Source organism: Streptomyces sp. NPDC059828 (assembly GCF_042731955.1).
In the GTDB taxonomy this organism is placed as follows: domain Bacteria; phylum Actinomycetota; class Actinomycetes; order Streptomycetales; family Streptomycetaceae; genus Streptomyces.
Genome location: NZ_JBHWIW010000008.1, coordinates 33,509 through 57,938 on the forward strand (window position 1 = coordinate 33,509; position 24,430 = coordinate 57,938).

Below are 24,430 nucleotides of genomic sequence, written 5' to 3' on the forward strand. Positions count from 1 at the left end.
TTTCGGAGCAACGTAACAAGGCTTTCCCTCAGTGGCGGTGAAGGCGTCGCGCGTTGGCGACGGAGTCTCGCTGTGTTGGGCCCGACGGGTGACATCTCCCGCCACACTTCCTGCACGGGACCCGGCGCGGACGACGGCCCGTCGTCTCACATCCGGCGCTCGCGCGAGGAGCCGTCGAGTGTCGCCGGTCGTCAGCCCTGTGCGCCCTCTTGGCTGATGGGCCTGAGGCCGAGGACGTTCTCGGGATCGGCGGGGTTGGAGCCCTTGACGTCGCCCACGTAGAGGGTGACGCGCGCCTTGTAGCGGTCGAGTGCGGTGCGGTCGTTCATGAAGTCGCGCAGCCCGAGCGGGTTCATGTTGGTGTAGTCGAAGATGCCTTTGCGCCCGGGCGGCGGGGCGACGTCCTTCCGGACGCTCCAGGTCCCGATGGCGTTCTGCTGGGCATCCTTTGACAGGAGCCAGCTCATGTAGAGCTTGGCGGCAGCCTTGTGCGGGGCTGCCTTCAGAATCGCCGCGGTCTGCGGCCAGGCCACCCACGGGCTGTGCTTAGGCAGGGTGGAGACGGACTGCCCGGAGAAGCTCCCTCCGCTGCCGAAGTTTGCCACGTGGTCACCTGTGCCGACGAGATCGGCCGAGTCCTGCGTACCCCGGACGAACGTGGGGTTCTGGGCCATCAGCTTCTTCAGGTAGTCGAAGCCGTATCGGTCAGTGAGCTGCTTGAAGTAGTAGAGGACCGCGTCATCGTCGTTCGGGTAGGTGAGGACGAGCTTGTCCTTCAGCTCCGGCTTGAGGAAGTCCTCGGCCTCGACGGGCGCCCGGTCGCCGAGCTTGGTGGCGGTGACGTTGCCGAAGGAGTAGAACAACGCGCCGGTGTAGTACCCGTCAGGGTCCTTGACCTGGGGGAGGACGCTGTCCCAGCCGACGGGCTTGTACTTCTCGAGGACCCCTTCCTTCTTCCAGCGGGGGAAGTCGTCGAGAGTCTGCAGATGGGTGACATCCGCCACGACCCTCTTCTTCGCTATCTGGTCGTCGAGTCGGGCGTCATGGTTCTTGCTGAAGTCCACCACCATGTTCACCCTCATGCGGGGGAACTTCCTGACGAAGGCGTCTCGGAGGTAGTCCGCCTGTCCCGGCTTGTCTCCGCCCGCGTAGACGGTCAGCGTGCCGCCTTCGGCGACAGCGGCCTCGTAAAGCCGGTTCAGCTGTGCTTCCTCTCCCTTCCCCGCGGCCAGGGTGCCCTTGGCTTCGCCGACTGGTGCGGACGGTTCCGCGAGAGCGACTGCCGTGCCACTGGCTCCCAGTACACCGAGGGTGAGCGCTCCGATCAGGGCCCGGCGAGTGTGGTGCATGACTTCTCCGCTTCTATGCTTGAAAGTTCAAGTGGTGACGTGGCCGTCTGTGGTTGACAGCGCTCGCACAGCATGACGGTGCAAGCTCTGCGTTTCCTCTGAAGCGGTATCCGCAGCGCCGTCCGCAACGCGGATCGAGCAGCAAGGGGACGGGGAAAGCACGGTCAGCCATGCGTCGCGGCGGATGCCCGGTGCTCGCGCCACGTCAGCGGTACGGCGCTTCAGATGGGCGTGCGACGTACCGAGCCACCGCAGCCCTGGTGGAAACGGGGGCCGCATCGGCGTACACAGCCTCGTCCTGGTCGGCTCCCCCTGGGTGCTGGGTGCTGGGTGCTGGGTGCTGGGTGCTGGGTGCTGGGTGCTGGGTGCTGGGTGCCCGGTCGGCCGACGAGCGGCCGACCGGGAGCTCAGGCTCGACGCAGTTCGAACCGATCGAGGTTCATCACCTTGTTCCACGCCGCAACGAAGTCACGGACGAACTTCTCTCTCGCGTCCCCGGCCGCGTATACCTCCGAGATGGCCCGAAGCTGGGAGTGCGAACCGAAGACGAGGTCGGCGGCGGTGGCGGTCCACTTGACATCGCCCGTGGCGCGGTCCCGTCCCTCGAACACGTTCGCATCCGAGGCCGACGCCTTCCACTCCGTCCCCATGTCGAGCAGGTTGACGAAGAAGTCGTTGGTCAACGCCTCCGGCCGGTGGGTGAAGGCGCCGTGTGGCGACCGCCCGAAGCCGGTGTTCAAGACCCGCATACCGCCGACCAGAGCCGTCATCTCGGGAGCGGTGAGGGTCAGTAGGTTGGCCCGGTCCAGGAGGAGGCTCTCCGGCGACAGCTTCTCCTCCGCCCGGATGTAGTTGCGGAAGCCATCGGCCTTGGGCTCGAGTACGGCGAACGACTCCACGTCGGTCTGTTCCTGCGAAGCGTCCGTGCGCCCGGGTGTGAACGGGACCGTGATGTCGACCCCGGCGTTCTTCGCCGCCTGTTCGACTGCCGTGCAGCCGCCCAGGACGATCAGGTCGGCCAGGGAGATCCTCGTTCCGCCAGCCTGTGAGCGGTTGAAGTCCTGCTGGATCTGCTCGAGGCCCCGGAGCACCTCAGTCACCTCGGGCAGGTCGTTCACCTCCCAGTCCTTCTGGGGTGCGAGCCGGATCCGTGCCCCGTTGGCCCCACCGCGCTTGTCGGTGCCGCGGAAGCTGGCCGCCGAGGCCCATGCGGTGGTGGCCAGCTGGGAGAGGGACAGTCCCGAAGTGAGGATCCTGTCCTTGAGGACCGCGATGTCCTCGTCGGTGACGAGTTCGTGGTCGATCGCGGGGACGGGGTCCTGCCACAGTTGCGGCTCGGGCACCCATGGGCCGAGGTAGCGCGAAAGGGGTCCCATGTCGCGGTGCAGGAGCTTGTACCAGGCCTTGGCGAACGCCACCGCCAGCTTGTCCGGGTTCTCGTGGTAGCTCTTCGCGATCGGCCCGTAGACCGGGTCCAGCTTCAGCGCCAGGTCCGTCGTCAGCATCATGGGAGCGTGCCTCTTCGACGGATCGTGCGCATCGGGCACAGTCCCCTGGGCGGCGGCGTCCGTGGGCGTCCACTGGTGCGCACCGGCCGGGCTGGTCGTCAACTCCCAGTCGTACGTGAACAGATTGTCCAGGTACCCGTTGTCCCACTTGGTCGGCTCGGCGGTCCACGCTCCCTCGAGTCCACTGGTGAGCGCGTCCACGCCCTTGCCGCTGCCGTAGCTGTTCCGCCAACCGATGGCCTGCTGCTCGATGGGGCTGGCCTCGGGTTCCGGGCCGATGTACTCGGGATCGACCGCACCGTGGCACTTGCCGAACGTGTGACCGCCGACGATGAGCGCAACCGTCTCCTCGTCGTTCATCGCCATACGCGCGAAGGTCTCGCGAACGTCTCTGGCGGCTGCCACCGGATCGGGGTTGCCGTTGGGCCCCTCCGGATTGACGTAGATCAGTCCCATCTGCACGGCGCCGAGAGGACCGGAGAGTTGCCTGTCGCCGCTGTAGCGCTCATCTCCGAGCCAGGTGTCCTCGGGGCCCCAGAAGATTTCCTCGGGCTCCCAGATGTCCTCCCGTCCGAAACCGAACCCGAACGTCTTGAACCCCATGGATTCCATGGCGCAGTTACCGGCGAAGACCAAGAGGTCGGCCCAGGAGATCTTCCTGCCGTACTTCTGTTTGACGGGCCAGAGCAAGCGGCGTGACTTGTCGAGGCTCGCGTTGTCCGGCCAACTGTTGAGGGGTGCGAAGCGTTGAGCGCCGGCCCCGCCGCCACCCCGGCCGTCGGCGATTCGGTACGTCCCCGCGGCATGCCAGCTCATCCGGATGAAGAGTGGCCCGTAGTGGCCGTAGTCGGCAGGCCACCAGTCCTGAGACGTCGTCATCACCTCGAACACGTCCTGCTTGAGCGCGTCGAGGTCGAGGGTTGCGAACTCCTCTGCGTAGTGGAAATCCGCATCCATGGGATTCGACTGGGGGGTGTGCTGGTGGAGCACCTGGAGGTCCAGCTGGTTCGGCCACCAGTCCTGGACCGTCTTCGGGCGAGTCCCCGTGGGTGTCGGGGGAGGGATAACTGGATTTTCGGATTCGCTGCCGGACACGTCCGTCCGCCTTCCTGTCTCGGTGTTTCCCTGCGCTGGTTTTCTGCTCGTGAGGTACTTCGGTTTTCCGGACCGAGGGCTGCGACCCGAGCCCGTGGCCCGCCCGTTGCCAAACGCCGATGAATATGCGGTCCGCGGCGTCCGTATGGTCGCGCACCGCGGACTGCACCGCTACGAGAACACGCAGAGCATCCCTGGTGACTGGAATTGACAAGCCGCAGATTTGTTCGGAACGCGGCGGACTCGCGCACGGCAGCGCTGCCCTCGCCAGAGCCTGTGCAAAACTGGATGGTCATTGCCCGGCCTCATCGTCCGGACCAGGTCCGGCATGCCACCCGTCACGCATTCCCGTGGGAAGTCCCGGATATTTCCCGTCGAATTCAGCTTTCCTGTCAACCCCGAGCCGGCGAACCGGTAGGAACAGCCTGCTGGAGCGACTGCGAGGCCATGGCCGGCGGTGACATCCCAGCGCCGTGTCGTCGCCGAAGCCATTGATGGTGATCACGTCCATCTCACGGCCGACGAGGTGCACGCACGCGCGGCAGAGTGACTGCCTGAGATCTCCCGGGCGACCGTCCACAGCACTCTGCATGAGAGGGGCTCCCCCGGTGAGGTCATGGAGGTCCGCGTCCATGACCGCGCCAGGCGCTACAACCCAACGCACACCGCCCGCACCAGCACCTGGTGTGTTCGGACCGCGGAACCATCCGCGATCTCCACCCGGCCGGCGACCTGCTCGCCGGCCTCCCGGCGGGGCAGCGGTTCGAGTTCACGGTGTCCGAGGTCGAGGTCACCTACCGCGGTCTGTGCCCCTCCTGTGTCCGCGGCCTGCAACGAGTGGAGCCCGGGTGGTAGCCAGGCCGCTCATCGACGGGCGACCGGATGGCACGCATGAGGCGGAGCGTGACCAGTTCCCTCGCGCACGGTCAGCCGGGGCGGCGGCGCTGTCGTTTCCGGGGGTGGAAGCGGCGCCCGGCTGGGCCGCCGCCCCCGTCCCGAGCTCAGAGTCCCGTGACCTTCCCACTCGCCGACAGCTCGTACGCCAGGGTGACCGTGCGTCGGCCGCCGGGCGGCAGCATGATCTCCCAGCTGACGATGCCTTCGGCGTCAACCGTGTCGGGCAGCGGGGAACAGGCTTCCTTGCTCAGGCGCACCTGCGCCGCCGAGACTTCGGAGACCGGGATCCGCTCCCGGAGGACGACCACCTGCTCACCGTGCTCCCCGGGCGCGGAGAACCGGGACACGTGCAGCCGGACGGTGCGGGTGACCACGGTCCGCTGCGTGATTCCGGAAGTGTCGCGGGTCTCCTCGGCCACCCTGACCACCCGGTGGTCGTCCACGCTGCCGAAGGCCAGCTCGGCAGTGGCGCCGGCGGCGGTGAAGTCCAGGGTCCCGCGGCCGGTGAACCCGCTGTCACGAATCAGATCCACGGGGCCGGCGAGCAGTGCGTGGCCGGATCGGTTGTCGAACCGCACCACCTGCGTGACCAGTGGGGACAGCTCGGGTGAACAGGCGTACTCACTGCGGGCGGACGTGGCGAAGGCGGAGACCGGCACCCGGTGTGCTCGGCCGTCGCCTGGCACGGAGACCGGCTCCGGAGACTTCAGCACCCGCACCTCGCCGCCATCGTCCACACCCGGCAGGCCGAGCACGGGGGATGGGCCGAGGTCCCCGATGTGCTCCTCGCGCAGCTCGACGTCGATCGTGCGGCGCTCCGCGGCCGTGCGATCCCTGAGCGTCAGAAGGTCCTCGCTCAGCCGCGGGGGATCGGTCGCCAGCGCCGACCTGGCCGTCGAAAACGTCAGCTGTACGTCCGACCAGTCCTCGCCGGTGCGCTGCCACACCATCGCATCGGTCTCCAGCGTGAGAGAGCTCCCGTTGAACACGGCCCGGTAGGCAGGCCGCCACAGCGCACACGCGGTGACGTGACTCAGCCGCAGCCGGGCGGGCCCGGCTGCGGCGGCCCGCACGGTCAGCTCGATGTGACCGACGAGCTCGGCGGGCCGCTCCTCGGAGAGGTCCAGCCCCCGCTGGGCATCCGCGAGCTCACCCGCCACAGCCGTCAGCCGGGTTTCGACAGTGCGGAGTTCCTCGCCGTAGGTCTCACGTTCGTCGTCCACCCGGTCCAGCTCGCGGGCCCAGCGCTCCGGATCGGCCTCGCCGTAACCCGCCCCTTCGCCGATCTCCCGCAGCAGATCGGTCGCGAGCCGGCCGAGCACGTCGAGGCGTGCCCCGAGACGGTCCCGCCGCTGCCCGAGGGCAAGACGCTCCTCCTCGAGGCGGTACACGTGGTGGTGCAGCGCCGAGTCCTCGCCGCTCGGCGGCAGCGGAGCTCGCGGCGTCCAGGAACGGACGATCCGTACGTCCAGCACTTTCGCCGGATCGTCCGGATGATCGTCCGTCAGCTCGGCGTGCAGGGTGCGGTCGACGGCGAGCGCACTGACCGGTCCTAGGCGCAGCCGGTGGATCCCGGCCTCCAGTTCGAGCACTGCGGCGCGTTCGATATGGGCCCGGTCCTCGAGGCAGGTGACGGCGGTGACGGGGAGGGGGGTCGGGGCCGGGGTCGTGGTCATGGCGTGCGTCAGCTCCTCCGGTTGCCGCCGGCCAGGGCTTTGCCGGCCGGGATACGGATCACGTAGCCGCCGTCGAGGGCGGTGGTACCACCGGCGGGCAGATCAACCCGCCAGCGTCGGGTGCCCGGAGTGTGCTCGGGCTCTTCACCGTCCACGGGGGCGCTCCAGTCTGCCCGTTCCTCGATCCGCACGTCGGGTTCCGACGTGGTGGGAACGCGCTCACGGATCTCAACGGTGACCGGCCTCGCGAGCCGGTTCGCCAGCTCCACATGGACGCGGTGGTCGAGCACGGTGGTGTTGCCTCGCAGCCCGGAGGTCGACTCGTGCAGCTCCGTACGGCGGGTGACCCGGACGGACTCGGCCGGCCCGAGTCCCACTCGGCGGACCCCGCCGGGGGCGAGCGTGGGCAGGGCGGCGGTCAGCACGAACTCGTCGTCGACGTTCACCTCCACCGGGCCGGCCAGCAGAGCCCGGTCAGTGGCGTTGGAGAGCACCAGCGTCGCGTACACCGTCGTCTCCACGGATGGCACGCAGACGTACTCGGTGCGCAGGCCGACCGGGATTTCGACGAGGGTGACGGTGTGCCAGGTGCCGTCGGAGGGGATATCGGCACGGGCGGTGGCGTCGAAACGATGATCGAACGATCCGGCCGACTCGCGTGGCCGCACGGCGCAACCGGGCAGCGGCAGCGCTGCGACTGACTCTGCCCGTCGGCGGTACTCGGCGGCGACCAGGTCCTCGGCGGCGGCGGGAAACAGCCGGCCCCGGCGACTGCGCTGCTCGTCGGGGCCGCTGAGGACGAGCGCGGCATAGTCGAGTTCGGTGCCACTCGGCCGTGGCGGGCCGGTCGCCGGTTCCGGTGGCGGGGGCGGCACAGGACCTCCGGGAGCAGCGGGCGCCGCAGGCGGTGCCGCGGCGAACGGCGCGCTGCGCGGTAGCGGCCGACCACCGGGACGCGATGCGGGCCGGGGCGCGGAGCCCGGCGCCCCGCCGACAGGAAGCCCCGCAGACGGCGTGCCGTAGCCCTGAGGGGCGGGCGGCGGAGGCGGCACGGCAACGGGCTTGGATGCGATCGCGGCAGCCACGGACGCGGAGGCGGCTCCGCCGGCGGTGACGGGGCGAGGGCCTGCCGCGTCGTGACCGGCGAACAGGTCGGCGAGGCCCGCAGGGGGCTCGCGCCAGCCGGAAGGCGCCGGGGCGGGCTGACGCCGCCCGATTCGGATCGAGCGGAGCTTCGGCAGATCGGTGCGGCGCCGCAGGTCGGCGGTGGACAGGCCCACGCGTACGCCGGTCCAGTCCTCGCCGGTGCGCTGGGCGACCGAGGCGCGCAGCACCAGAAAGCCGCTGTCGTCGCCCTGACGGTGGGTGAGCCGGTAGGTGGGCACCCACACGGCGCCGGGAACCCTGTACTCCACCTCGACCTCGATCTCCGGCTGAGCCGTGTCCTCGGCCACTCCGTCACCGCCGAGCGTCAAGGCCGCGCACACCGTGGTCTCGACCGGCGCTGACAGCATGTCGGTGGAGGCCCGTTCCAGCCTGTCAGCGGCGACTCGCAGGTCGTGCTCCACCCTGCGCAGCTCCTCCTCCAGCTCGACGAGCCGGGCGTGGCCACTGGTCAGCCGCTCGTCGACGAAGTCAGCGAGCGCGAGCCACGAGTCGGTGGGCGTGCTGCGGTGCGGATCGTCGCGCCTGCGGGTCGGTGGAACCGGACGCAGACCGGCGACCTCTTCGATGAGACCCAATTGCCGGTCCCGGCGTGCCTGCGCCGCCGAGCACACGGCGCGCAACCGTTCGACCTCGTGCCGCAATCCGGCGGAGTCCTCGGGAGCGGCCGGACCGGCCTCCACCTCCACCCGGGCTTCGACGACCCGCACGGCCGAAGCACCCAGAACCCGGACCCGCAGGGAACCGGTGTCGAGCGAGCGTGGCAGTCCCGTCACCCGCACCCGGCCATCCGGCGGCACACGGCCCCCGGCCAGTCGACGGCAGACCGCGCCCTGCGCGTACACCACCACCGAATCGAGGGTCGACTCCCACCTCTGCGCCGCCTCAGCCGCCATCACTCCGCCCCCCCCGGTTCCAGGTAGCGAAGCCTACGCGAGAGGCCTGCGCGCCCGCCCCGGGTACCGGGCCCGCAGGGAAGTTCGAGCCCAATGCCCGGGGCGGAGCGACGTGTTGAACCGGTCGGGCGAGCCGGTCATTTCGCGAGGAACACCTCGGCCTCACACTTCTTCGTCCACCGGAAAGCTGATGAGGTCGGTGACCGGCCCGGTGGCCGAGGCCGACCCGCTCCAGGGCGGACAGCGCCAGAGGCCTGCGGCGCTTTCTGGCCACCCCGGCGTACAGGAGCCCGGTGGCCACGTTCTCGGTCGCGGTCAGCCCCTCGGACAGGTGGAACTGCTGGAAGACGAATCCGAGCCAGCGTCCCCGCAGCGCCGAGAGCTGCCGGTCCGGCATGGTGGTGACGTCCTGGCCGGCGATCACGACGCTGCCGCTGGTCGGACGGTCGAGGGTGCCCATGATGTTCAGCAGCGTGGACTTGCCCGAGCCGGACGGGCCGACGATGGCCGCGAGTTCACCTCCCCGTATTTCCAGGCTGACCCCGTCCAGGGCCCTGACCCCGCCGGGGTACTCGACCACGGCATCACGGACCGACAGCACGGAGGCGGGCACAGCCGTCACGACGACGTCACCACCCGGGCGCCCTCGCTGATCCCGTCTCCGGTGATCTCGACCATCCCCTTGGCGATCAGTCCGGTCTTCACCGCGACCATCCGTCCGCCGGCGATCCGCAGTCCGTAGCCGCCCTCGCGCAGCGCGAGCAGCGCGGTGACGGGAACGGCGAGCACCCCGACCCGCTTCTGGGAGACGAACTCGACCTGCACCGGCCCCGAGTCGAGCCTCTTCACCTTGTGAGGATGCGTGAAAGCGACCATGACGGTCACCTTCGCCGGTCCGGGACCGTTCTCCGACGACTCGGCGGCGGTGCCGACGCCGGAGACTTCTCCGGGCGCCGATGTCCCGTCCGGAAGGCGTACGGTCACCGGGTCGCCGCGTTTGACGGAGCCGGCTTCGAGGGCGCCCATCTCCACGGTCGCGGCCTTGACCGTCGAGGTCACCTTCAGCAGGGGCGCGGCAGCCGCGTCACCGACCTGGGCACTGGCGCCGTCCACCCGGACCGCGCCGCCGAGTACCACCGCGTCACCGGGCGCGAGCACACCGGTGGCCGGGGACCCGATCCGGGTCTGCCAACGCTTGATGGCATTCACCAGCGCATCCGTGAGAACACCGTCACCGGACTTGACCTTCACCTGCGTGACCGAGGTGCCGCCTTCGTCGGCGGGGGTGCCCGACTTGCCTGCTGCCGTACCGGGTGCCGTGCTCTCTGAGCGGGAAGTACCGGTTGCGGACTCAGCCGCCGATCCCGGCCCTCCGGCCTTCGCCCCGTCGGAGGCAGAGGAGGGGCTGGCCGCAGCACCCTTGTCCGCTGCCGGGCCCGCCCCGCTGCCCGCCGACTGAGCCTCCCCCGCGGGGGCGGTCACGCTGACGACCTGTCCCGGGGACGGCTGGTCCCCGACGTCGTACCCCAGGGCTCGGAGATTGTCGACGATCACCCTCACGTCCCGGCCGACCATGTTGCGGCCCTCCAGGCGCCTGTAGAGCGGCACACCACCGTAGAAAAGCGGCACCGCGCGGTCGTCGACCCGGTACAGCTCCTTGCCCCGGGACACCGTGGTCCCGGCGGCGGGGAGCCATGTCACCACACCATCACCGGCCCCCTTGACGGTACGCGGTTGGGCGTAGCCGAGCGTGCCCTCCAGCAACCGGCTGTCGGACAGGTCCATCCGTACGACCGCGACCGTACTCGCCGACGGCTCCGCCCCGGCCGGCTTCGCACCGCCGTCCTTCCCCCACGGCACCCCCACCGCGACTCCGGCTCCCGCCAGAGACACGACGAGCACGGCGGCCGCGATCCGCATCCGGCGCCGCCTGCCCGGCGAGCCGGCAGCGGAGGTGGCGCCGGAATCCGTGTCCGCGCCGGCGACAGGATCCGCTCCCGGGCGGGTCACCGCGAGCACGACGGTGGGATTGTCGTCCGGGCCGGTCACCGCGCGAACCCGGCGAAGGGCGGGTGGAGGACCACTGCCGGGGCGCCACCCGGACGGCATCCGTCGCCGGGTTCGGGCAGGAGGCCGGTGACGCGTACGAGGCCACGGGGACCGCCTGCGGCCGGCAGGGTGGGGTGAGCGATATCTCGGATCATGCGAACGACTCCCAGAGCGACGCGCAGGATGCCGTGGCAAACGGGGACGCGTCACGCGGTGTGCGGGTACCGGAGACGAGCCGGAAGCCCGGCTTCAGGTACGGGGTTTCGGGTACGGCACCGACGATGCCGAACCGGATTCAGAGCACCTTCAGCAGGATGTATCCAGATTGTCAGGATGCTGTGCCCACCAGATGGCCCTGCCTATAGTCCCGGCATGAGCGCACGGATCCTGGTCGCGGAAGACGACGTCAGACAGGCACAAGTACTGCGGATGTACCTGGAGTCGGAGGGCCACACCGCGGTGGTCGTGCACGACGGGCGCTCGGCGATCGACACCGCCCGGCGACTGCGGCCCGACCTGCTCGTACTCGACGTGATGATGCCGAAGGTCGACGGACTCGACGTGTGCCGCATCCTGCGTCAGGAGTCCGCCGTGCCGGTACTGATGCTCACCGCCAGCTCCAGCGAGGACGACCTGCTCCTCGGCCTCGACCTCGGAGCCGACGACTACATGACCAAGCCCTACAGCCCACGCGAGCTGATGGCCCGGATCCGGACGCTGCTCCGGCGAGTGGAGCGCGTCGCACCCCCGGACGACGGCGTCCTGAAGGTGGGGGCGATCACCGTGGACCCGCTCCGGCACGAGGTGCGAGGCTCCTCAGGAGACGTCGTCCCCTGCACCCGCGGGGAGTTCACGGTCCTCTCGGCCATGGCGGCAGAGCCGGGCCGGGTCTTCACCCGCAAGCAGCTCCTGGAGCGCACCCGGGGCTGGGATGCCGCCTCGACCGACCGCACCATCGACATGTACATCATGAACCTGCGCAAGAAACTGGAGCTCAACCCGCGCCGTCCCGCGCAACTCGTCACCGTCTACGGCGTCGGCTACAAGCTGACCCCCGGTCCCGACCAGGCCGGCAACTGAAGTGCGCCATCTGCGGATCCCGTTGCGCACCAGCCTTTTCACCCGGCTGCTCGCCGCGTCCCTTCTGGTCGCGGTCTGCTCGGTGGCCGCGACCACCTGGCTGGCCGTCACCACCACCACTCGGGCGATCAACACCGAACAGGGCCGGTCGTCGCAGGCCGATGCCCGCATCTACGACGCGCTGATCAATTACGCCGCCACGCACACCGACTGGGGCGGCGTACAGCAACTGGTCCGCGGGCTCGCGGCACAGACCGGCAGGGCGATCACTCTCACCACTTCCGCCCGCACCCGTATCGCCACGTCCGAATCGACCGTCCGTCTCCCGGGCAAGCCGTCCGCCTCCATCGACCCCCTGCGGCTCGATCCGGTGCTGTCCAATGAGAGCGCCACCGGGCCCATCGACCCGCGTGCGGTGGGCCCGTTCCTGCTCCTGGACGAGGACCGCGACAAGGTACGGACGCTCGTGCGCGAGATCACCGAGTGCCTCGCGGACCGGCGGATCGCCGCCGGCAGCGTCCCCCAGCCCAGCGGACGCCTGACGATCCGCCTCACCGGGCCCGAATACGACACTCGGTGGAAAGTCGTGCAGTACTGCGGTCTGGACCTGCTCAAGCAACCCCTGCCCATGGAAGAACTCCCGCTCGCCCAGATCGGCGAACTGGCATCCCAGTGCCTGAAACAGCAGGCCCGGCCACCCGTCGAGGTCTTCGCCGACTTCTCCTGGCACTTCACCGGCGGTCCGCCGGAGAACTCGGACCGCGCCGCACAGGAATGTGTGAACGAAGGCCGTCGGCAGCTGCTGCGGCCCTATGTCTCGCCACCCGTTCTGCTGTTCGTCTCCGACCGTACGAACCCGGGCACCACGTCCATCGAACTGTCGGAGGCGAACACCCTGCGGATCGCCGGAGCCGCGGGCATCGTCCTCGCCGTCACCTGCGCCGTCACCGTCCTGCTGGGCCTCCGGCTGGTCCGCCCCCTGCGCGCCCTGATCACGGCGGCCCAACGCCCGGCCGAAGAAGCGGCCCGGGTCCCCGTGGTGACCAAGGACGAGATCGGCCGTGTGGCCGCGGCCTTCAACGACCTCACCGAACGAAGGGAGACCCTGGAACGGCAGCGCAGGGCCATGGTCGGCGACGTGGCACATGAACTGCGCAGCCCGCTGACCAACATCCGAGGCTGGCTGGAGGCCGCCCAGGACGGCCTGACCCCCGCGGACCAGCAACTGCTCGCCCTGCTGCGCGACGAGGCGATGCTGCTCCAGCACATCATCGACGACCTGCGCGACATCGCCGCGGCCGAGGCCGGCAGCCTCGTACTGCACCGTGAACAGCTGCCCGTCAGCCATGTACTGGAGCAGGTGGCGACGGCGCACCTGGGGACCGCCGGTCCGGCAGGCGTCGAACTGTCCATCGACGCCGACGAAGCTCTGGACGTGTACGCAGACCCGGTGCGGCTGCGCCAGATGATCGGCAACCTCGTGTCCAACGCGATCAGGCACACACCGAACGGGGGACACGTCATCCTGCGGGCCCGCGCGGAAGACGCTCACCTGGTCATGGAGATCGCCGACGACGGGAGCGGCATCGACCCGGCCGACCAGCCCCATGTCTTCGACCGGTTCTGGCGGGCTGACAAGTCCCGCAACCGCCAGACCGGAGGCAGCGGCCTCGGCCTGGCCATCACCCGCAAACTGACCGAGGCACACGGCGGGACCGTCTCCGTCGTCAGCACACCAGGACACGGCTCCACCTTCGCCGTCCGGCTCCCGCAGCAGTGAAGCCGCCGAGGAAGCCCCGTCAGCCCCCGTCACCAGGCACGTCCCCGCGCTGATCCGCCGGCGGATGGCACCACGGACCTGTCGCCCTCCGTTGTCCGAGCGGCGCGAAAAAGAGCTGTTAGAGCGCGCACGGACGGGGCAGAGGGGGCTCATGACGATCTTGGAATGCCGTGGCAGGGAGCGCCGCACATGACGATACCCGTCCGACGCCCGAGGCCCACCGGCCGAGTCACCTTCAGCACGAGACAGACGTTCCTCTGGTTCGCCCTCACCAGCGCGCTGATCTGCGGCTGCGGGCTGATGCTCAAGTCGCTCGTCAAGGCCGCGGGCATGGAGGGGGCACTCGCAGGCATCTGGCTGATCGGTATGTTCCTCGTCTTCCTGGGACTGCGGGGTGGGCGCCGCAGAAGAGCCCGGCGGCTCCCAGCCGAGCCGGCCCCGGACCCGGCCCAGCCGATCGAGGCGCCGTACGACTTCGCGGGTATGGACCCCGACACCTTCGAGCACGCGATCGCCACCTTGTGTGAACGCGACGGCTGCACCGAGGTGCAGGTGGTGGGCGGTGCGGGGGACCTGGGCGCTGATGTACTGGGCATCGCGCCCGACGGCCGGCGCATCGTCATCCAGTGCAAGCGGTACGGCCCCGTCAACAAGGTCGGGTCGCAGGACATGCAGCGCTTCGGTGGCACGTGTTTTGCCGTGCACGACGCCCAGATCGCCGCCGTGGTCACTACGGGGGAGTTCACCGGCCCGGCGGAGGAGTACGCCGAGCAGTGCGGCATCCTCTGCCTCGACCAATCCGCCCTGACGGCCTGGGCCGAGGGCACGTCCTGCCCGCCGTGGGCCGCGAACTCCCCCCACTGATGCGGATACGGATGCTGATGCGGCTCAGGCGGGGTCGATGCCGGAGAACGCGGAGGGCGACGCACGGCGACGGCATCCTCGAACAGGTGGCAGGGGTCAGCCGGGCGAAGCCCCGAGGAGTCCGATCGGCCGGCGCCTGGTGTGGCGGCCGCTTCAGAAAGTGTTGCGCAGCCGTAGCAGCAGTGGGCGGCCGTCCGGGTCGACGATCACGCGGTACAGCGGCTTCGCGAGCAATCGTCGCAGCCGCGAGAGCTCTGGTGCTCGGTAGGTGCGCAGGCGACCGGGTGGCCGGATGCCGTCCCGGCCCCCCGCGTGCCAGGAGTCCAGAGCGGCCGCGGACGCCGCGAACGAGTCGAAGGCACCTACGGGGTCGCACAGAGGGTCGGGGGCGTGTGGAGTCCGCGGCTCCTCCTGGTCCAGATGTTCGCGAGCGAGCATCAACCGGAGGTCCCTGGCGTAGCGGCGCGCGCCGTCGCCCAGCCCGCCGGGGTCATGTGGTTCCCGCCCGTCTTCCGTCTCGTCCAGGACGGCGCAGCTGAGTTCGGAATCGTGTGTCCAGGAACGCAGGTTGACGTTGTCGGAGCCGACGGCGGCCCATACGTCGTCGATCACGCACACCTTGGCGTGCACGTACACCGGCGTCCCGGCATGGTTCTCCACCCCGTACACGGCGACCCGCTCACCGCCCGCGCGGCGCAGGGTCTCCAGGGCGGTGATACGGCCGATCAGGTTCATCGGCAGTGTGAGCGCTCCGTCCTGCTCGGGGACGGAGGGGATGACGGCGATGAGGCGCAGCCGGGGGTTCGCTCGCAGCGCACGGGCGAAGTACTTCACCACGTCGGGGGACCACAGGTACTGGTCCTCCAGATAGATCAGCGCCCGGGCGCGCTGGAGAGCCTTGAGGTAGGCACGTGCGATGCTGCGCTCCCCGTCGGGGGCGAAGTCGTAGCCGCGCAGCAGCCGGTTGGGGTAAGTGCGCAGCACCTGCACCACGTGGGTTCCCTGGGGCATGGGGTCGGGTAGCTGAGCGGGAAGCGGGTCCGCATGAGTGTCCTCCCGGTGCAGCCGTTCGCGCAGACGGGACAGCGGGCTGCGGGTGAGGGGCGCCGGATCCGTCCACCGCTCCCGGAAGACGGTCTCGACGTCTCCGACCGCCGGGCCCCGGATCGCGAGCTGGATGTCGTGCCAGGGCGGGCGTGGTCCGTACGCATCGGCGATCGGCTCGGAGCGCTCGTCACCGCCGTGGTCGATATCGTCGTTGCGGTTGTGGGACAGATCGATTCCACCGACGTAGGCGACGTCCAGCTCGGGGCGGCCCGGGTGACGCAGGACGACGCATTTCTGGTGGTGTGACCCACCGGGGCGGACGCGCATGTCCAGCAGGTACTCGCCGCCCCCGGCCCGCACCTCCTTGCCCAGGTGGCGGTTCTCCTCCTCGCTGAACTGGAAGCTGTCCAGGTGGGAGTGCCACACGAGGCCCTTGACGACGACTCCTCGCTCGGCCGCCCCGCGCAGCACGGTCCCGATCTCGGTGCCGGGGCCCGCGAGCCGCTCGTCGGAGTCACCGCGCCAGTCGGTGAACAGCAGCAGGTCCCCGGCGCGCAGGGCGCGGACGGCGGCGAGCAGCTCGGCGAAGTACGTCGCGCCGTGCACCAGGGGGCGTACGTTGTTGCCGGCCGACCAAGCCGTCCCGTCCTGGCGCCGGCGGTCCAACCGCGTGGCGGGATTGCCTCGCTCTTCGCCTGTCAGCAGCCAGTCGCTTGGTTCCATGGAAGGGCACCTCCGAGCGACGACCGCAGACGGGCACATGTGCTTTCAGCGTCCACATTCGTACCACTGACAAGCCGAACCCGCAGCGCTCCCGCGCCCGGGCCGCCAGTCGTGGCGGCGCCGGGCGCGGGAGTACGCCGGCAGCGGGGGCGTGTCGCGCGCCTGGCGCTCCGGGGTCAGTGCCAGGGACCGGTGACTGCGAAGGTGGTACCGGGCACGTAGCAGTTGACGTACATCGTGGAACCGTCCGGGGAGAAGGTGACTCCTGCGAACTCACCCCATTCAGGCTCGTCCGCTTCGGCTGACGTGAGGACCTGGCGGTTGCGAGCCATCGGGTAGACCTCGCCGCGCCGGGTCAGCCCGAACACGTGCTGCGCACCGTTGCCGTCCTCCGAGACCATCAGCCCACCGCCCGGGGCCAGACAGATGTTGTCGGGAGATTCGCCGGGCAGCTGGATGTCCGTGCTGGGGCCGAAGACGATCACCAGTGTGAGACGGCGCCGACGTGGCTCGTATTTCCAGACCTGGCCGAAGTGGTCGGCCGCGGAGCCCTCCGCGCTGTGGGCGAAACTGGACACGAAGTACACGGATGAACCGCCCCAGTAACAGCCTTCCAGCTTCTGGGCGTGGGTGATGCCTCGCGGCCCGAAGTCCTGCAACCGGATGGGGGTGTGCGCCGCCTGGGGGTCCGGTACGGGTACCCACTCCACGCCTTCGAAGCGGGCGCCGGTCTCCTGGATCGCGGAGAGGTCGGGCACCCCCGGGACACGCATGGCCTCGAGCTCTCCGCCGGCGCGCAGTGAACCCGTGCCGCCCAGTGGCTTCTCGGGGAGAAACCGGTAGAAGAGGCCGAATGGTTTGTTGAAGGCATCCTCGGTCTCGTACACGACTCCGCTGTGCGGATCGACCGCGATCGCCTCGTGCTGGAAGCGGCCCATCGCGGTCAACGGCACCGCGCCGGTACGGCGCGGATCCGCGCCGTCCACCTCGAAGATGAAACCGTGGTCCTTGGTGTACCCGTTGGTGCCGGCCTTGTCCTCGTTCTCCTCGCAGGTGAGCCACGTGCCCCAGGGAGTGGGGCCGCCCGCGCAGTTGACGGCGGTGCCGGCGATGGCGACCCGCTCATCCAGGACGTCGTTGCGGCCGTCGAGCGTGAGCGCTGTGCAGCCGCCCTTGGCAGCCGGGTCGTAGGTGAGACCGGGCACGGTGGGAACGGGGATCTGTCCGTTGTGCCGGTTCTCGTGGTTGCGTACCAGATGTACTCGGCCCCGCCGGCCGGGAAGGGCAGCCATGCCATCGTGATTGCTCGGTACGAGGCCTTCGCCGGAGCGGAGAGGGTCGCCCTGGCGGGAGAGCACCCGATAGCGGAAACCTTTCGGCAGATCGAGGAGACCCGCCGGGTCGGGCTGCAAGGGGCCGTAGCCCCCGTGGCCGCGTGCGGCCGCCGTGCCCGCGAAGAGCTCGGTGAAAGCTCCCGCGAAGGCGATACCGGCGATGGTCGCGCCGGTGCCGCTCAGCACTTGGCGCCGTGTCGCGGACGGCCGTTGGGCGGAATCGTGTTCTGTCGTCATAGGGCGACTCCCTGCTGGGGGGACCACCTCCCGCGGCCGGAGCCACAGGAGGAAGACAGGAGAAGTGACCCGCACGTGTGTACCACGCGTGGCCTCGGTGCGTGAAGCACGCGGGTCACCGGCCACCACCGGACGAACCTCACCAGGTGCCGCGAGCACGGGACCGCTCGCCGGAGCGGCGGGCGGCTCGACCCGGAGCACCCGCGCCGGAGGGCCCGCCCCCCGTATGGGAAGCCGGCCGATGGCGCGGCCTCGCGGCTCCCACCTCCGTTCGCTAGAGTGCGCTCGATGCCGCGCCGCACTGGCCTCCCACCTCTGCGAACAGGCCACACAGGTCGGCTGTCCCCTCCCGCCGGGGACCCGACACCCCGTCCCGCCCGGAGCTCCAGTGACTGCCGAAGACGCCGTACGACCCGCCGCTGCCGAATCCGCCGTCGCCGTGCAGCGGCTGCGGCGAAGACTCGAGCGGCTGATCGGAGTCGCGGCGACCGAGGGGAACCAGCTCGTCCCCCTGCGTAACGGCGACAGGATATTCCCCGTCATGCTGGAGGCGATCCGCTCCGCGGAGCACACCATCGACATGATGACGTTCGTCTACTGGCGGGGGCAGATCGCCCGCGACTTCGCGGGCGCCCTCGCCGACCGGGCGCGCGCCGGGGTGCGCGTACGGCTCCTGCTCGACGGTTTCGGGGCGAAGGAGATCGAGCAGGACCTCCTTGATGCCATGGACGACGCGGGTGTGCAGGTGGCCTGGTTCCGCAAACCCGTCTGGCTGTCGCCGTTCAAGCAGAACCACCGCTGCCACCGCAAGGCCCTGATCGTGGACGAGCACACCGCGTTCACCGGGGGAGTGGGCATCGCCCAGGAGTGGTGCGGAGACGCCCGGAACCCTGGCGAATGGCGCGATACCCATGTCCAGGTCCGCGGCCCCGCCGTGGACGGCATCGCCGCAGCGTTCGCCCAGAACTGGGCCGAGTGCCACGACGAACTGTTCGACGAGCACGACCGGTTCTCCGAGCACGGACAGCAGGGCGACTCCGTGGTGCAGGTGGTCCGCGGCTCGGCGAGCATCGGATGGCAGGACATGCAGACGCTCATCCGCGTCATGCTCAGCTCCGCCGAGAAGCGCTTCCGCCTGGCGACCGCGTACTTCGCGCCCGATGCGTTCTTCGTCGACCTGCTGTGCCGGACGGCACGCCGCGGTGTGCGGGTGGAGATCCTGCTGCCCGGACCGCACACCGATCAGCGCGCCTGCCAGCTGGCGGGCCAGCACCATTACACGACGCTGCTCGAGGCGGGGGTGCAGATCCGCCAGTACCAGCCGACGATGATGCACGCGAAGGTGATGACGGTGGACGCGGTGGCATCCCTGATCGGCTCCACCAACTTCAACCGCCGCTCGATGGACCATGATGAGGAGGTGATGCTCGCCATCCTCGACCCGGCTTTCACCGCCGTCCTCGACGCCGACTTCGACGAGGACATCGAGCACAGCGTGGACATCGACCTCACCCGGTGGAAACGGCGCGCCGCCGTACAGCGCCTCAAGGAGGCGTCGGTCGTCCCGATCAGACGTTTTCTGTAGAGGCGGAACCACCCGGAGGGAAAGCGAGCCGCTGAGGACGGCGGCAGCGTGCAGCCCGGGAAGGGGAACGGGAACGGGAACGTGCGCGGCTGTCAGCCGGTGGCCGAGGGCAGTGCGCTCGCCGGTGGTTCGGCCTCAGGGACCAGGAGAACGAACTGGCCGGCGCTGTCCGCGCAGGGTTCGGCGACCGCCGCCGCTGTCACAGCCGTGGGATCCGCTCCCGGGATTCCCACGCACTGACCGTCCCCGGACCGTATCCGGTACGCCTTGGCCCGCACCGCGCCTGTGGCTCGCGCGTCAGCCGACTCGACCCGTTCGAACGTGAACACCTGGGTGGTTCTGCTGCTGCGGCAGTCATCCCACGGTTCGAGCAGCCCGCCGGGGAGAACCGTGAGACACCCCCACCCGTGCACGGGATGCACCCACTTGACGAAGAAGCGGCCGCCACCGACCGGGTCGAGTCTGGTGTGCGGCGGTGTGGACTGACCGCACGGGCGCTGGACGGCGACCGGCCGCTCGCTGTCGCCGCCGGCCGCACGGCCCTCTGTCACGCACAGGCCGGTAGCGCGGACCGGCCGGATGCTGTACCACCCCCCGGCCGGCTCCTCGGGCGACGGCGCAGTGACGGCGGAATCGTCGGGCAGGACCAGCCAGGAAACGGTGCCGGCCAGCAACACGGCAGCCAGCGACGCCAACGGAGTGATCACCACTCCACGGTGCCGACGCGGCATTCGGCTCGGCACGGGCTCCGGGTCCGACGAGGCCGCGCAGTGGCCCGGGTGCTCCCGCACGCCACCGGCTCCGGAAGGGCCGCAGCCGTGATCGTCAGCGTCGTCGTCCGGGACCGGCGAGGAGCAGACGGCGCTGTCGTCGACGACGGCAGTCTCTTCCGGCCCTTCTGCCTCTTCTGTCGAACCGGCCGCCGTACCGTCCACCCGCCCAAGGCGGGTACGGGCCTTCAGCCAGGCGTCGGCATGCTCGCCCGCTCCACACGCATGGACGAAGGCATTCAGGATCTGCGGCCGTGGCAACGCGTGTCTGCGCAGCACATCGGCGATCGTGCTGCGCGGAAGGACCCGCCCGTTCCGTTCGGCGCGCTCTTCGAGTTGCCGATACGTCAGCCCCGACGCTTCCTTGAGCCGCTTCATCATCTCGACGAACTGCGCCACGTTGTAGGCACGTTCGGGATCAATACCCCCCGTGGCATCCATGGCGTCATCCTTGGGCGTCCGCCCGACGGTCAGCAAGCAATCCCCGGCGCGTCGCTGACCTTTGTCCGGAAACCGGTGGTGACCAGCCAGGACGGCAACGGACTGTCCGGGACAGCGAACACCTCTTGCGGGACTGCTCCCCGCCCAGCAGGGTCGGTCCTGCCGGCGCAACAGTCACGTTCCGCACACGCCACTCAGGAGTTTCCGCATGCGCAACAACGCACGATCCGCACGCATCGTCCCCCTCGCGCTCGCCGCCCTCCTCGTCGGCGGCCTGAGCGCCACCACAGCCACCCCGGCGCAGGCGCGCACCGAGGCTCAGGCATCGGCCCGGCCGACGGACGCCTACTACCTGCGCTTCGACAAGAACTCGGTCACGAACTCCCGCCTCGAGCTGGTCAAGCGCACTCCCGGCAAGGACAAGGTGCTCAAGACGTACAAGGCGGGCTCGGGCCAGGTGAAGGACACCTGCGCCGTCGGCAAGGGCTGGCTGCCCAACGCCGGTGCGAGCAAGCCGTATGCCATCGAGTGGCACCGCAAGAACTTCGACGGAATCATCAACGGCTTCGTCATCAAGATCGCTGACCGCAAGTGCCACAACGGCACGAAGCGCACCGAACTGTTCATCCACAGCGAGATGAAGCCGAACGGCAATCAAGGCACCATCGAGTCCGAGCGGTGGACCAACAGCAACCCCAACGACTACTACTCCAACGGTTGCATCAAGCTCAACCCGACCGACATCAAGGACCTGTTCAAGCGCCTGGACAGCATCGGCTGGCCGAAGAAGCTGTACGTGGTGGACTGATCCGCGCCAGCGGCGGGCCGCAGCGGCGGCACGTCAGGCAGGTGTTCCCACGGGGGTGATCGGCCGAGGACACCGCCATGGCAGTGAGGGGAGATGTACGACGAAGGCCCGCACAGACTCTGTGCGGGCCTTCGCCGTCCAGGCCCTTCGCTCGCGCACGCCGGCTTCCAGCGGCCACGCGCCGACGCGCGGCAGCGGCCGACTCGGACAGGCCCGCAGTCGCTGGCAGCCGGGGCCCGGCAGGTTTCCGTCGTCAAGGAAGCCGAAGGGCTTGTCACCTTCTCCCGTACCCGCGGCAGCCCGGATCCGTCGACGGAGATTCGTCCGGTCGCGTGTTCGGCAGGTTGCCGCAGGTGGTGTCGGTTCGGGCTTCGATGGCGTGCAGTACCGCGACCATGTCCTCGCCGCTGTGTCCCTGAGCCACGGTCTCGTCGAAAAGGGCGTGGCAGATGTCGAGAAGAGGGGTCGCCAGACCGGCTTTCCGTGCGGCCTGTGCGATGAGCCGGTTGTTGTTCAGGACGTCCTTGGCGCCGGCCTGGACCGTGAAGTCACCGGTGAGCAGTTTGCCGGCCTTCATGCGGGACACGGCGCTGGCCATCGGACTGGCTTCGAGGATGTCCAGGAACCGGCGTCGGTCGAGCCCTTGCCGCTCCGCGAAGTGGAAGGCCTCGGTCAAGCCGGTGACCTGAGTGATCAGGAAGAGGTTCACGGCGAGCTTCATCAGAAGGGCGCCTGGTACGGGTCCGCAGTGGAACGCTTCTCGGCACATGGGGGCGACCAGACTCCGCACGGCAGCCACGGTGTTGTCGTGCCCCGCGAGCATCGCCACCAACTGTCCCTGCTCAGCGGGGATGCGGGATCCGGAGACGGGAGCTTCGACGTACTGTCCCCCTGCGGCTCGGACCTCGTCCTGGAGCCCGCGCGAGTACTCCGGCGACGTCGTGCCCATGGGAACCACCGTGCGTCCGGCGACGAGAGCGGCGAAGCGGGGCGTCCCACGCGCCAGGACGGTGTCGATGGCCGTGCCGTCGGCCAGCATGAGGATCACGACGTCTGCCCGGTCGAAGACCTCGGCTGCGTTCGTCGCCACCTCGGCTCCGGCGGCGCGGAGTGCGTCGCACCTGGCCGGGGTGCGGTTCCACACCACGAGTGGGGTTCCCGCGTGTGCGAGGTTGAGCGCCATGGGCTGTCCCATGACTCCGAGGCCGACGAAACCCACTTTCACGATGCACCGCCTATCCCGCAATCTCAGGGGCGGCTTCCGCCCCGGGCCGCTATGACGGTCGTCATAGTAGCGAGGTATCATGACTGCTGTCATAGGGTGGACCGGGAAAACGGAAGGCACAGTCCTGCGACGGGAGGGTGAAATGGCGGTCCCGGAGGAGTCCGGACACGGGCCACGCGAGCGGATGGTCTTCAGCGCCGCCCAGCTCATCCGGCGTGACGGCGTCGGGTCCACCGGAATGCGGGAGGTCGCGGCCCACGCGCAGGCGCCACGTGGCTCGCTCCAGCACTACTTCCCCGGTGGCAAAGAGCAACTGGTCAACGAGGCCGTGGCCTGGGCGGGCCGGTACGCGGGCAACCGCGTCGCCCGCTTCCTCGCCGCGCTGCCCGAACCCACGCCCAGCGGCCTGTTCGCCGAGATGGTGCGCCAATGGACCGATGAGTACCAGGTCTCAGGCGTCACGGGAGGCTGCCCCGTCGCGGCCGCCACGATGGACTGCGCGGCTTCGATCCCCTCCACACAAGAGGCCGCAGCCGCCGCCTTCGGCCACTGGAACGGCGCCGTGGCGGCGGCCCTCTCCGGCATGGGTGTTCCCGAGGAGCGAGCCGAGGCGCTGGCCACGCTCATGCTCAGCTCTCTGGAAGGAGCCATCGTCCTCGCCCGGGCCGAGCGGGACGTCCGCGCCCTGACGACGGTGTGCCGCGAACTCGCGCCCCTCCTCGACGCCGCGGTGCCCGAGGCCGGCTGACTCTTCGGGGGACAGCACGCCGAGGCAACCCCCTTCGCTGCTCCGGCACGCCACGCGACAGCCGCGAGAGACACGCGATGGGGCGTGGTCTCCCTTGCGACGGACCATGATGCCCGGACCAGACGAAGACGCTGGTGCCGGCTGCAAGGCGCCCGGCTCCGGCCCTCACGCGTGGCCACCCCTGGCAGGCACGGCAAGCGGCGCCGAGGTTTGGTCATTCCCTGGTCGCTACCGCGTCCGTTGGAGTGTGTGTATCGCCGCTACTGTGAAGCGCATGCGGTCGATCGAGTTTCGTGTGGCTTCTTACGAGTGCGGATGGCTGCGCGAGGGCGAGACCGTATCCGTGCTGGAGTTTCTTGTGGACGGGGTTTCGTTCCTGGAGCTTGTACGCCGGGCCGAGCTTCCCGACGCACTCGCGGAGCAGGAGGAGCGTGCCGCGGAGTTCGCGCCGGAACCCGCACCGTTGCTCGCTGGTGACTACATGTATCCGATGCGTCCGTCCTGGGCGCATCTACTCGGAGGGGAGCCGGACCGTATCCCGCACGGTGCCGGGGAGAACGAGAGTGTGTTGCTGGGGTGCACGTGCGGCATCGACGACTGCTGGGCGTTGGCGGCGAAGATCACAGTCAACGACACCACCGTGACGTGGTCGGATTTCCGCAATACCTGCCGAGACTGGAATTACGACACGGTAGGCGTGCTGACCTTCTCACGGCAGCAATACGAGCGGTCGCTCCGAGCTGCCCTCGCAGATTGGTAGGCAGCCCACGCTGCTTCCACCGCCGGGCAGCAGACAGGGACCTGCACTGGTCACCGACCAGCTTCGCAGCGCCGCCGAGACCATCCAGGGCTGCCCGCGCAGAGCCCACTGGCGGATTCCCGGGAGAAGTCGTCGATGGATTCGCCAAGCCCCACAGCCTCATCCGTCAGGTCACCGCGACACTCGCGCGCGTGATCCCGGCGTTCCGGGACGCGCCCCCGAACTCCCACCGGCGCGCGCCCGCAGTCAGCAGCACAACGTAGTTCGGCCGCCCCGTACGACGACGCCCTGAGCCCGACGGACGACGTCGGTCCCGCCCTGCGGCATGCGCCGACGAGGTCGAGACGCCCGCACACATCTGCGAACCCTCTTCTCCAGAGGACGGGTACGACGG

The 24,430-nt window shown here is 69.5% G+C and carries 17 protein-coding genes and 1 pseudogene; 8 read left to right on the forward strand and 10 right to left on the reverse strand.

Annotated features, from left to right (window positions below; genetic code table 11):
* Window positions 1-191: 191 nt before the first annotated feature.
* Window positions 192-1,349, reverse strand: coding sequence for an ABC transporter substrate-binding protein (locus tag ACFV6V_RS07200; protein WP_385560326.1), 1,158 nt, complete (start codon window positions 1,347-1,349; stop codon window positions 192-194).
* Window positions 1,350-1,756: 407 nt separating this feature from the next.
* Window positions 1,757-3,952 carry a catalase/peroxidase HPI gene (gene katG, locus ACFV6V_RS07205; protein WP_385560329.1) on the reverse strand — a complete coding sequence of 732 codons (2,196 nt, stop codon included), beginning with the start codon at window positions 3,950-3,952 and terminating at the stop codon, window positions 1,757-1,759.
* Between the two features lie 389 nt (window positions 3,953-4,341).
* Here katG and ACFV6V_RS07210 point away from each other — a divergent pair.
* Window positions 4,342-4,807, forward strand: a pseudogene (locus ACFV6V_RS07210) (Fur family transcriptional regulator).
* A gap of 146 nt (window positions 4,808-4,953) precedes the next feature.
* Here ACFV6V_RS07210 and ACFV6V_RS07215 read toward each other — a convergent pair.
* The 4 genes from ACFV6V_RS07215 to ACFV6V_RS07230 are packed head-to-tail and all read right to left on the reverse strand — an operon-like array spanning window position 4,954 to window position 10,634.
* Complete coding sequence (locus tag ACFV6V_RS07215) at window positions 4,954-6,525, reverse strand: DUF4139 domain-containing protein (RefSeq protein WP_385560332.1); 1,572 nt, start codon at window positions 6,523-6,525, stop codon at window positions 4,954-4,956.
* A gap of 8 nt (window positions 6,526-6,533) precedes the next feature.
* Window positions 6,534-8,585, reverse strand: coding sequence for a DUF4139 domain-containing protein (locus ACFV6V_RS07220; protein WP_385560335.1), 2,052 nt, complete (start codon window positions 8,583-8,585; stop codon window positions 6,534-6,536).
* The gene (locus tag ACFV6V_RS07225; RefSeq protein ID WP_385560620.1) at window positions 8,575-9,198 is read right to left on the reverse strand and encodes an ABC transporter ATP-binding protein; all 624 of its coding nucleotides are present in this window, start codon (window positions 9,196-9,198) and stop codon (window positions 8,575-8,577) included. Before ACFV6V_RS07225 ends, ACFV6V_RS07220 begins: the two co-directional genes overlap by 11 nt.
* 5 nt (window positions 9,199-9,203) lie before the next feature.
* The gene (locus ACFV6V_RS07230; protein ID WP_385560338.1) at window positions 9,204-10,634 is read right to left on the reverse strand and encodes a peptidoglycan-binding protein; all 1,431 of its coding nucleotides are present in this window, start codon (window positions 10,632-10,634) and stop codon (window positions 9,204-9,206) included.
* A gap of 372 nt (window positions 10,635-11,006) precedes the next feature.
* On the opposite strand from ACFV6V_RS07230, the gene ACFV6V_RS07235 reads away from it, so the two are divergent.
* The 3 genes from ACFV6V_RS07235 (at window position 11,007) to ACFV6V_RS07245 (ending at window position 14,358) form a co-directional block, all read left to right on the forward strand.
* On the forward strand, window positions 11,007-11,714 hold the full coding sequence (locus ACFV6V_RS07235; RefSeq protein WP_385560340.1) for a response regulator transcription factor: 708 nt from the start codon (window positions 11,007-11,009) through the stop codon (window positions 11,712-11,714).
* Window positions 11,715-11,736: 22 nt separating this feature from the next.
* A complete protein-coding gene (locus ACFV6V_RS07240) occupies window positions 11,737-13,494 on the forward strand; it encodes a sensor histidine kinase (RefSeq protein ID WP_385560343.1) in 1,758 nt (585 codons plus the stop codon).
* A gap of 189 nt (window positions 13,495-13,683) precedes the next feature.
* Window positions 13,684-14,358, forward strand: a complete 675-nt coding sequence (locus ACFV6V_RS07245) for a restriction endonuclease (RefSeq protein ID WP_385560345.1) — start codon at window positions 13,684-13,686, stop codon at window positions 14,356-14,358.
* 153 nt (window positions 14,359-14,511) lie between these two features.
* On the opposite strand, the gene ACFV6V_RS07250 is transcribed toward ACFV6V_RS07245, so the two are convergent.
* Both ACFV6V_RS07250 and ACFV6V_RS07255 read right to left on the reverse strand, forming a co-directional pair.
* A complete protein-coding gene (locus ACFV6V_RS07250; protein ID WP_385560348.1) occupies window positions 14,512-16,128 on the reverse strand; it encodes a phospholipase D family protein in 1,617 nt (538 codons plus the stop codon).
* A gap of 176 nt (window positions 16,129-16,304) precedes the next feature.
* Complete coding sequence (locus ACFV6V_RS07255; protein ID WP_385560350.1) at window positions 16,305-17,699, reverse strand: alkaline phosphatase PhoX; 1,395 nt, start codon at window positions 17,697-17,699, stop codon at window positions 16,305-16,307.
* 388 nt (window positions 17,700-18,087) lie between these two features.
* Between ACFV6V_RS07255 and ACFV6V_RS07260 the strand changes: the two genes are divergently transcribed.
* Window positions 18,088-19,284: a phosphatidylserine/phosphatidylglycerophosphate/cardiolipin synthase family protein gene (locus ACFV6V_RS07260; RefSeq protein ID WP_385560353.1), complete on the forward strand. Its 1,197-nt coding sequence runs from the start codon at window positions 18,088-18,090 to the stop codon at window positions 19,282-19,284.
* A gap of 92 nt (window positions 19,285-19,376) precedes the next feature.
* Here ACFV6V_RS07260 and ACFV6V_RS07265 read toward each other — a convergent pair whose 3' ends face one another.
* The gene (locus tag ACFV6V_RS07265) at window positions 19,377-20,495 is read right to left on the reverse strand and encodes a helix-turn-helix domain-containing protein (protein ID WP_385560356.1); all 1,119 of its coding nucleotides are present in this window, start codon (window positions 20,493-20,495) and stop codon (window positions 19,377-19,379) included.
* Window positions 20,496-20,703: 208 nt separating this feature from the next.
* On the opposite strand from ACFV6V_RS07265, the gene ACFV6V_RS07270 reads away from it, so the two are divergent.
* A complete protein-coding gene (locus tag ACFV6V_RS07270) occupies window positions 20,704-21,303 on the forward strand; it encodes a L,D-transpeptidase family protein (RefSeq protein WP_385560359.1) in 600 nt (199 codons plus the stop codon).
* A gap of 274 nt (window positions 21,304-21,577) precedes the next feature.
* On the opposite strand, the gene ACFV6V_RS07275 is transcribed toward ACFV6V_RS07270, so the two are convergent.
* Complete coding sequence (locus ACFV6V_RS07275; protein ID WP_385560362.1) at window positions 21,578-22,528, reverse strand: NAD(P)-dependent oxidoreductase; 951 nt, start codon at window positions 22,526-22,528, stop codon at window positions 21,578-21,580.
* Window positions 22,529-22,670: 142 nt separating this feature from the next.
* Here ACFV6V_RS07275 and ACFV6V_RS07280 point away from each other — a divergent pair, with 142 nt between their 5' ends.
* Window positions 22,671-23,276, forward strand: coding sequence for a TetR/AcrR family transcriptional regulator (locus ACFV6V_RS07280; RefSeq protein ID WP_385560364.1), 606 nt, complete (start codon window positions 22,671-22,673; stop codon window positions 23,274-23,276).
* Between the two features lie 274 nt (window positions 23,277-23,550).
* Window positions 23,551-24,036 carry a hypothetical protein gene (locus ACFV6V_RS07285; protein ID WP_385560367.1) on the forward strand — a complete coding sequence of 162 codons (486 nt, stop codon included), beginning with the start codon at window positions 23,551-23,553 and terminating at the stop codon, window positions 24,034-24,036.
* Window positions 24,037-24,430: the final 394 nt, after the last annotated feature.